At 61.5% G+C, this 7,659-nt stretch carries 10 protein-coding genes; 5 read left to right on the top strand and 5 right to left on the bottom strand.

What is annotated here, in order from left to right; all coding sequences use genetic code 11:
• Positions 1-698 (top strand): hypothetical protein (locus FNJ47_RS43375; RefSeq protein ID WP_206685401.1); only part of this gene is annotated, 698 nt, incomplete at its 5' end.
• A gap of 37 nt (positions 699-735) precedes the next feature.
• On the opposite strand, the gene FNJ47_RS43370 is transcribed toward FNJ47_RS43375, so the two are convergent.
• Both FNJ47_RS43370 and FNJ47_RS55570 read right to left on the bottom strand, forming a co-directional pair.
• The gene (locus FNJ47_RS43370) at positions 736-1,320 is read right to left on the bottom strand and encodes a hypothetical protein (RefSeq protein ID WP_163162551.1); all 585 of its coding nucleotides are present in this window, start codon (positions 1,318-1,320) and stop codon (positions 736-738) included.
• A gap of 3 nt (positions 1,321-1,323) precedes the next feature.
• Positions 1,324-1,488 (bottom strand): YopA family protein, encoded by a 165-nt coding sequence (locus tag FNJ47_RS55570; protein ID WP_488226107.1) that lies wholly within the window; start codon positions 1,486-1,488, stop codon positions 1,324-1,326.
• A 165-nt stretch (positions 1,489-1,653) separates the two neighbouring features.
• Between FNJ47_RS55570 and FNJ47_RS43365 the strand changes: the two genes are divergently transcribed.
• Positions 1,654-2,502 (top strand): type IV toxin-antitoxin system AbiEi family antitoxin domain-containing protein, encoded by an 849-nt coding sequence (locus tag FNJ47_RS43365; protein ID WP_163162549.1) that lies wholly within the window; start codon positions 1,654-1,656, stop codon positions 2,500-2,502.
• Positions 2,489-3,403, top strand: coding sequence for a nucleotidyl transferase AbiEii/AbiGii toxin family protein (locus FNJ47_RS43360; protein WP_163162547.1), 915 nt, complete (start codon positions 2,489-2,491; stop codon positions 3,401-3,403). The genes FNJ47_RS43365 and FNJ47_RS43360 overlap by 14 nt, the downstream gene beginning before the upstream one ends.
• A 498-nt stretch (positions 3,404-3,901) precedes the next feature.
• On the opposite strand, the gene FNJ47_RS43355 is transcribed toward FNJ47_RS43360, so the two are convergent.
• Complete coding sequence (locus FNJ47_RS43355) at positions 3,902-4,171, bottom strand: hypothetical protein (protein ID WP_163162545.1); 270 nt, start codon at positions 4,169-4,171, stop codon at positions 3,902-3,904.
• Positions 4,172-4,527: 356 nt separating this feature from the next.
• On the opposite strand from FNJ47_RS43355, the gene FNJ47_RS43350 reads away from it, so the two are divergent.
• Both FNJ47_RS43350 and FNJ47_RS43345 read left to right on the top strand, forming a co-directional pair.
• Positions 4,528-5,169: a DUF6932 family protein gene (locus FNJ47_RS43350; protein ID WP_163162543.1), complete on the top strand. Its 642-nt coding sequence runs from the start codon at positions 4,528-4,530 to the stop codon at positions 5,167-5,169.
• Positions 5,166-6,104: a hypothetical protein gene (locus tag FNJ47_RS43345; RefSeq protein ID WP_163162541.1), complete on the top strand. Its 939-nt coding sequence runs from the start codon at positions 5,166-5,168 to the stop codon at positions 6,102-6,104. Before FNJ47_RS43350 ends, FNJ47_RS43345 begins: the two co-directional genes overlap by 4 nt.
• 7 nt (positions 6,105-6,111) lie before the next feature.
• Here FNJ47_RS43345 and FNJ47_RS55565 read toward each other — a convergent pair whose 3' ends face one another.
• Together FNJ47_RS55565 and FNJ47_RS43340 are read right to left on the bottom strand one after the other, a co-directional pair.
• Positions 6,112-6,441 carry a ubiquitination-like system serine protease family protein gene (locus FNJ47_RS55565; protein ID WP_283811371.1) on the bottom strand — a complete coding sequence of 110 codons (330 nt, stop codon included), beginning with the start codon at positions 6,439-6,441 and terminating at the stop codon, positions 6,112-6,114.
• The coding region (locus tag FNJ47_RS43340) for a ThiF family adenylyltransferase (RefSeq protein WP_163162539.1) at positions 6,441-7,659 on the bottom strand (1,219 nt) is incomplete at its 5' end. The genes FNJ47_RS55565 and FNJ47_RS43340, both read right to left, overlap by 1 nt.

Here is a 7,659-nt window from a genome sequence, read left to right as displayed (position 1 = left end):
CAGCTCCACGTCCTGCGCCAGCACCGCAACAGCCCCGTCTCACCACGCCGACACCGGTGCCCGTCACGCCACGGCCAGCGCCTCAAGCTGTGCCAACGCAAGATGCCTCTCACTATCCAGCGCCGACGAAGCGGCGGGGTACCGTCGAGACGATTCTCGGTGTGATCACCGGCCTGCTCGGCTCGACGTTCGGCCTGATGATCAGCGCCTTCGCGCTCTTTTCGCTGCCGCTGAACGTCATCGCATTAATGCATCTTTGGGGATGGTCCTGGTTTGGTGCCCTCGTCGGGGCAATCCTATTTGCTTGTATCCCGGTCATCGGCCAGCTCGGTTTTCTGATCCTCGCGGTGATGGGCGCGTACTATGTGTGGGATGCAAACTTCGATTGGCACAAGGCGGCGTATCCATCGACGAAGACGTTCAGCATCTCGACGCTTTCAGAGCCCGAGCTGGAACGTTTTAAAACCGAGGTGGTCCGCCCCGGCTTTGAACAGGCCTGCAAAGCGGAAGCACTCAAGACCGTCGGCTTCGACGGAAAGTTACCGGCCCGCGCAGCAAGTCAGTGCGAGTGCTTTGCGATGAACTTTGCGGCCAAGCTCACGCGCGCCGACATGATCGCCTTTGAGAAGGACGGCCGATATCCCGACGACTTGCAGCAGCGGGTAGGGAGCGAAGTTCGTCGCGCGTGTCAGAACTGAAGCAACCGGTCTGCCGCGCGCGCTTACACTCCATCAGCTAAGCCCAGGGGACATCTTCGACCTCGCCAACCCAGCGCGCCTCCAGACGGTTTGAATACTGGCCGCTGTAGCCAGAGAGCCTCAAGATCAGAAGCTCAGTATACCATCGAGCTAGGCTCCAAGCGTTCGGAACGACGGCTCCCAGCTTGATCGGCAGCTTCCGCCTTGGATGCATGATGCGAGTGATTGCCTCGGGCCCATCCTGCCAGCAGTTTTGTCGCTGCCCTTCCTGCAAGCCGGCCAACGCATCGGGAATCGCAACGGGAATGCCGAGCCGGCGCAGCACTTCCCGCAGTTGGTCGGCCGTTCTGCCCCGGGCAGGCATCTTGATCTTCTGTGCTTCCAGGTAGGCCGATGCCAACAGTTCAAGCGCCGCCTGGCTGAGGATGATCCCACTATCGATGCCCGATCCATCCCCGCCTCGATTACTGCGAAGATACCAATAGAGCGTGCGATTTACCGCTCGCCCCATTACGGAATCGCGCAATAGAGCGCAAAAGCCAGGATAAACGACACTCAAAGCTTGGCCGCAGTTACGATCGAACCAGCCGCGGCAAGATTCCCAAGGCGTACCGATCCGCACACCCTAGTTTTCGTAGACACGCTTGCCTGTCGTATCGAATCCCACGTTGAGAACGACGGGCGCCCAAGCCCCTCGCGCGAAAGAGAGGAAGAGGTAGACCTTCTGCAGCACGTTCTCAGCCTCGTCGGCCGCGAAGGTTTGGCCATCTGCGCGCGTCAATTCGGCGATGTGGGTTAAGCGTTGCGGCAGACATGAGAGAGATCCTCAGCCGGAAATTCGACGGGTGGCGCAAACCGCCAGGTTTTGATTATGAGTTTTCTGCACAGTCAGGCTTAGCAAATTCGTCAATCTATAAACTTGCTTTTGGTTTGAAGCAGTTCTATATTGCTAAGCATGGCTAAGCTTTCTGGACGAAAACTAAACCTCCTCGAACATACCCTCCCGGAAGGCCTATTGGTCGATGCCGGGTGGATGACGAAGCATGGTTATTCGACAGGCTTGCGCAGCCAGTACGTCTCGGCTGGCTGGCTGGTTCAGCCAACGCGTGGCACCTTCAAGCGTCCGCTAGGCACCCTGACATGGCAGAAGGCCGTCATATCGCTCCAGACGCTGCTTGAGCGCCCCTTGATCGTCGGAGGGCGAACCGCGCTCGAATTGCAAGGCTTTTCGCACTACCTCCGGGCTGAAGGGCCGACCGTCGTTTATCTGTATGGTCCCGATGCTCCGCCCGGATGGCTCTCCAAGCTTCCGCTCAAAGAGCGCTTCACATTCCGCAAGAGCACGACGCTCTTCAAAGCCGACCCGGCGAAGGTGCTCAAGAACTTCGCCTGGAATGTCCAGAGCAATACCGGCGCACCCGCCGACGAATTCCAGGCAGGCCCATTCAAGCAGATATGGGGCCAGGGCGAATGGCCGCTCACTGTCTCATCGCCCGAGCGCGCGTTGCTTGAACTGCTCGACGAGCTGCCGAATAGCGAGAGCTTCCACCAGGTCGACATGCTTATTGAGGGCTTGCGCAACCTCAGTCCCCGCAAGCTGCAAAAGCTGCTGGACGATTGCCGAAGCGTGAAAGTCAAAAGGCTGTTCTTCTGGTTTGCCGACCGGCACAACCATTCGTGGCTGAAGCAAATAGACCGTGACAAGGTTGATTTGGGGAAGGGAAAGCGCATGCTGGTGAAAGGCGGAAGGCTCGATCCGAAATACCTGATCACCGTACCGGAGGATCTCAGTGCCCCTGTCTGAACGCTATCGCCATCAGGTCGCGCTGCTGATCGAGACCTTGCCATTCGTTGCAGCGGAAAAGGATTTTGCCCTCAAAGGCGGGACTGCGATCAATTTATTCGTGCGCGATATGCCGCGTTTGTCAGTTGATATCGACCTGACCTACCTGCCTGTCGCCGGGCGGCCGGAATCGCTGGCCGCGATCGATGCGGGCATGAAAAGAATGGCTGTCGCCATTGGTAAGGGAATTCCAGTCGTCAAGGTGAATGAGGTCGTGAACCGCGCGGAAGGCATCGTTACCAAGCTGACACTTCAAAGGGCTGACGCTCAGATCAAGATCGAAGTCACTCCCGTCCTTCGCGGCTGCGTCTTCGATCCCGAGATGCGATCCGTACGTCCGAACGTCGAGGAGAGCTTTGGTTTTGCGGAGACACAAGTCGTCTCGTTTTTCGACCTCTACGCAGGAAAAATCGTCGCGGCCCTTGACCGTCAACATCCTCGAGATCTCTTTGACATCCACGATCTTCTGGCGAATGAGGGAATCAGCGACGATCTGAGGCGCGCTTTCATCGTCTATCTCATCAGCCATGATCGGCCTATTTCGGAGGTCGTGGCGCCGCGGCGAAAGGATATCCGCCAGGAATTCGAGCACGGCTTCGAGGGTATGACCTCAGATCCGGTCTCGCTGGATGAACTATTGAGAGCCCGCGAGGACTTGATCGCCGAGGTATCTGGAAAGATGCCGAAGGAGCATCGGGAATTTCTGATCGGATTCAAGCTCGGGAAGCCAGATTGGGCTCTGCTGGGCGTCGATGGAGCGGCAGAGCTTCCCGCAGTCCGATGGAAGCAGATCAATCTTGATAAGCTGCGTGCCGCAGATCGCGAAAAGCTTGTGGCTCAGTTGATCGCAGTTCTTAAGTGACTGCATTGTGGTGCATTCGGATCGTAAGCTGATGGGCATGCCGTAGGTCTGTGGAGTAGGCTCGGCCGCTATAGGATAAAGTAGGAGCCCTCATCGTATAATAGCGTAGAGAACTCTAATTTGACGATATCGCAACAGAAGCTTAACGGATTGCTTTCATTAGGTCGCTGGACGGCGAAGGCGTAAGTGAGGAGCAGATTTGTCTATGCCCTTGCACAGCAAGCCGCAGTGCCTTCGGAAGGCGCTGCGCTTTACCTCGCCGAGGTTAATCGTGCTGCCGGCAAAAACGAGCGCGCCCGTGAGCTGGTGGCGTTCGCGGTGGACTCTCACCCAGGCTACGTGCCCCTTCGCGACTACGAGACTTCTTTATCGCCTGATGAACTCGGAGAAATCGGCTGGGCAAAAGTCCTTCTGCCCCCAAAGTCGAGCAACGAGGGCCCATCTTCCGATACGGCTCCCGCCGTCTAGTGCGCCTTTGCCGCCCCAGGGCGGCACCGCTTACGGTTCGCCCTTCGTCCAACGTGCTAGCCGGATTGCTGCCGCTGCGGTGAGTTGCCTTACGTCGGATTTCGCGTTCGACGACGCAAAAAGAAGTAACCGCCGGTGCTGAAACGGGTTGCAGGCGGCCGGCGACGGCAACATGCCGGCGCGGTCGACACCGTCGGCGCGAGGGTCTCCCATGAGTGCCCGCCAGTATTCGGGCGGCAGGTCCTGATCCGGAGCCAGTACGCGCGCGGCAGCGGCCCTCCCGCCGACGGCGGCGGCCATCCCCGGTCCATCTTGTTTCGGGCCGGCATACGGCAGCTTGCGGGCCGCTCGGTCATAGCCATATTAGAACATATCATGAACGATAGAGTCGAGGCGGGCAAGCATTTTCGACCGTGAACTCGATGGAAAACGGGCGACCCTACGCGATCGCGACCTTGCTATCAGGCCGGAACGATGCGGCGCATTCAAGCCGCTCGGCGTGGCCCGACGGCCACTCAGACACACCCAGGCCGTTCACGATGTCCACGGATAAACCGATGGTCGAAGTTGACCGGACGGATTCCCATACAACACAATCGCTCCGCACAGTGAGTTGCATCGGGGTCATCTTCTGCGTTCGTCCAACACGCTCCCCAATGACCGAAGCGGCTGCTGCCCATGAGTGCCAGTCGATCGGATCGTTTATGCCAATACCGGATTTTAATATCGATGGACTATTGCCCCCGTTCGTAGGGGGCACGCCTGCAGGTCCGTCGAGCGACATGTCGCCGTACAGAGGGTCGGCGCTCGAGGTGGTGCAGGTCTTCGGCTTCAGCGAAGGGCGGAGGTCGATCCTCCGAGGATGGCTGCTGCACAGGAAGGCGCTCAGGGCCGTCGGTTTCGGCACGGGCTTTCAGTGGATCGACGGGAGCTTCGTGGAGAAGGGCAAGGAGCCGAAGGACATCGACACCATGACGTTTCTTCGCCGGCCGCCGCATGCCAGGACTCTGCACGACCTCGGACTCTTTTGGCAGGCCAACCGACCGGTATTGGGGAGAGCCGAGGTCAAGGCCTCCTTTCACGTCGATTTTCTTCCGCTTGACCTCGACGGAGACGACGAACTGCTCGTCGATCTGACGCGGTACTACCTCAGCCTGTTCTCGCACCGTCGGGAAGACCTGGTCTGGAAGGGGATGATCCAGGTGCCGCTGGACACCGTCGCCGAGGACGATCAAGCTTTGCAATTGCTGGGACCCGAGCCAACCTCATCCGATCCGGCGGCGGGAGGCGGCACATGACCAACCCGCGCAAATTGGAAAGCGACTACATCAAGGCGAACATATCGGAGGTGACCGCGCTCCTCGACAGGGTCGGCGACCGGGATGTCATGTCGCGCTTCGGACTGGAGGACCAGCTCAACGAACTGAACGAGGCCTTGGCGCGATTGGAAGCGATGTCGCCGGAGACGCTCGCCTCGGCGGCGCTCTTCTTCGGAGGCAAACCGGTCCTCGGCTCCCAAGGAATCGAAAGCGGCTTCGCCGGGTCGGCGGTCGGTCAGTTCCAGGACCTGGTGTCGATGGTGCATGCCCATGAGACCGTCGGTCTTGCCGAGCGCGGGACGGTGCCGCGTCGGGCCTCCTCGACGCTTCACATCACGAACATCGTCAGAGGTTCGTTCGGCTTCCTTCTCGAGGAGGTGCAGCCCCAACTCCAGATCGTGGATTCCTCGCTGAAGACGGCGGTTGACGAAGCCACCCGCCTTCTGAAAGCGTTCGGGGAGGACGACGAGGAGCAGTTCAGAAGCGCGGTCGAGGAGATCGATCAACGCGTGCTGGCGACGACCGGCGAATTCTTCGATCTCATGCGCAAGAGCGGGGCGACCGTGCGGCTGGTTTCCGGCGACACCGACCGGAGTTTCGGATCGGACGTCGTCGCGAGAGCAGTCGAGCGCGCCAGGACGACGACGGTCGTCGACGACAACGAGACTGTCCGCGGACAGCTCGCGGGCGTGCTGCCGGAGTCGCACCAGTTCGAATTCAGGACTACCGACGAGCGGGGCACGATCCGCGGCAAGGTGGACCGCGACCTCACCCCCCATCAATTGGGTCTCTTCAACAAGGAGTACGTCAACACGAACTCCCGCGCCAGGCTCAAGGTCAAACGCGTGCTCCGCAACCAGGCGGTCGTGCGCGAGAGATACACGCTCGTCGGCATCGAGCCCGATGCCGACTGACGCGCGCTCACTCGCACCATTCGACGCGGCCGCGCCGAAGCCAGAAGTGCGATCGGCAGCCGGTCTGAACCCATACGGAAGGCCTCAGACTCGGACGTCCCGCCGGATCGACCGAGAGGTCCCATCGAGGTTTCGCCTCGCGGATGAGGAGAAGCTCGATGGTCTGGCGGCACCCGCAAGGACACCTCATTCCCACGCACCAGTCCTCGTCGCCTTCGCGCGCAAGGACCAGATCGCGCCGAGGCAGGCGCGCCGGGAGACTGTCGCCTTCGACGATCTTCAGGCCGCGCCTGGGCCCGTATCGATCGAAGGCGCGTCCGAGCCATCTCGGTAGCATCACGCTGCCTCCTTCCGGCGCCGGCCGAGGATCGGCAACCCGAGAAGCGGTTCCTGGTCGCCGCGGGCGAACACCGGATTCGGGGCCGCCGGGAACGTCGATTCCGCGAAGAAGTCCTCGTCGCAGGCCGCCAGGCTGAACATGGTACGGGCGTAGTTTTCGTTCGGATCGAGGCGGAACGGATAGGCCCGCGCCACGAATTCGTTCATGCAGGCGGCAGCCGCCCGCATGTTCAAGGTGATCACCGAGGGCGCCTCCTCCGCCAGCCCCTTGATGTAGCCCGCCTCGACCTCCGCGCGATGCGCGTCCGGGTCCGCCTTGGCGAGATATTCGGCCCGCAGCGTCTCGGGCGAATAGACGCCGCGATCCTGCAGCGTCGAGCCGCCCGGCTGCACGTAGTCAATGCGCCCGCAGACGTCCGCGATCGCGGCGCCGCCGTCGGGGGTCCTTCTCGTCGGGATCGTGACGCCGACGTCGAACAGCGGGATGACGAAGACGCTCGCGACGAGGTCGGCGAACTGGCGGGCTTCGAGCGTGTCGACGCAGCAGAACAGCACGTCGCTCTGGCTGGCCGCGAGGACCGCTTCGCGCGTCCCGATCTCGCGGGTGATCGCAAAGGCCACGTCGGGCCCGCGATAGGTGGCGACCGCGGCCGCGAGCATCTCCGCCTTCGGACGCCCGGTCTTCGCGTCGTCGAGCGTGGCGTTGAGGATCCTGTTCAGGTTCTTGGCCTCGACCTTGTCGAACTCGATGTACTGGTTGCGGCCGAACCCCAGTCTCGCCGCCTGCTCGGCGGCGATCGAACCGGTCCCCGATACGCCGATGAAGGTGGCGCAGAGCCTGGCGAGCTCGGCCGTCATGCCGGAGGTAAACGCCATCGGGCGCCTGGCGCGCCGCGGATCGCGGGCCTGGCTCTCCCAGAAATACAGAATATCGTGACCGGCGACGCTGACGAGCTGGACCGGCGTCGCCGTCAGGGAGCGGTCGTACAGCCTCGCGCGGATGGCGCCGTCCGGGGTCATCACGGCGCTGCCGTGGATGTCGCCGCAGGCCTCGAAGAGACAGGGCATGACGACGGTGTCGCTGGCATCGTCCGGCGCCGAGAACGCGAACAGGCCGCCGGGATGCGAATGAATCAGAACGATCGCCGATCCGAGCGGCTCGGCGATATCGATGGCCTTCTCCAGGTAGGCGCCCGGCCAGTCGATCCGGTCGGGC

Source organism: Bradyrhizobium uaiense (assembly GCF_010811875.1).
In the GTDB taxonomy this organism is placed as follows: Bacteria; Pseudomonadota; Alphaproteobacteria; order Rhizobiales; family Xanthobacteraceae; genus Bradyrhizobium; species Bradyrhizobium uaiense.
Note: the sequence above shows the minus strand (reverse complement) of the source record. Positions and strands in the feature narration are given on the sequence as shown.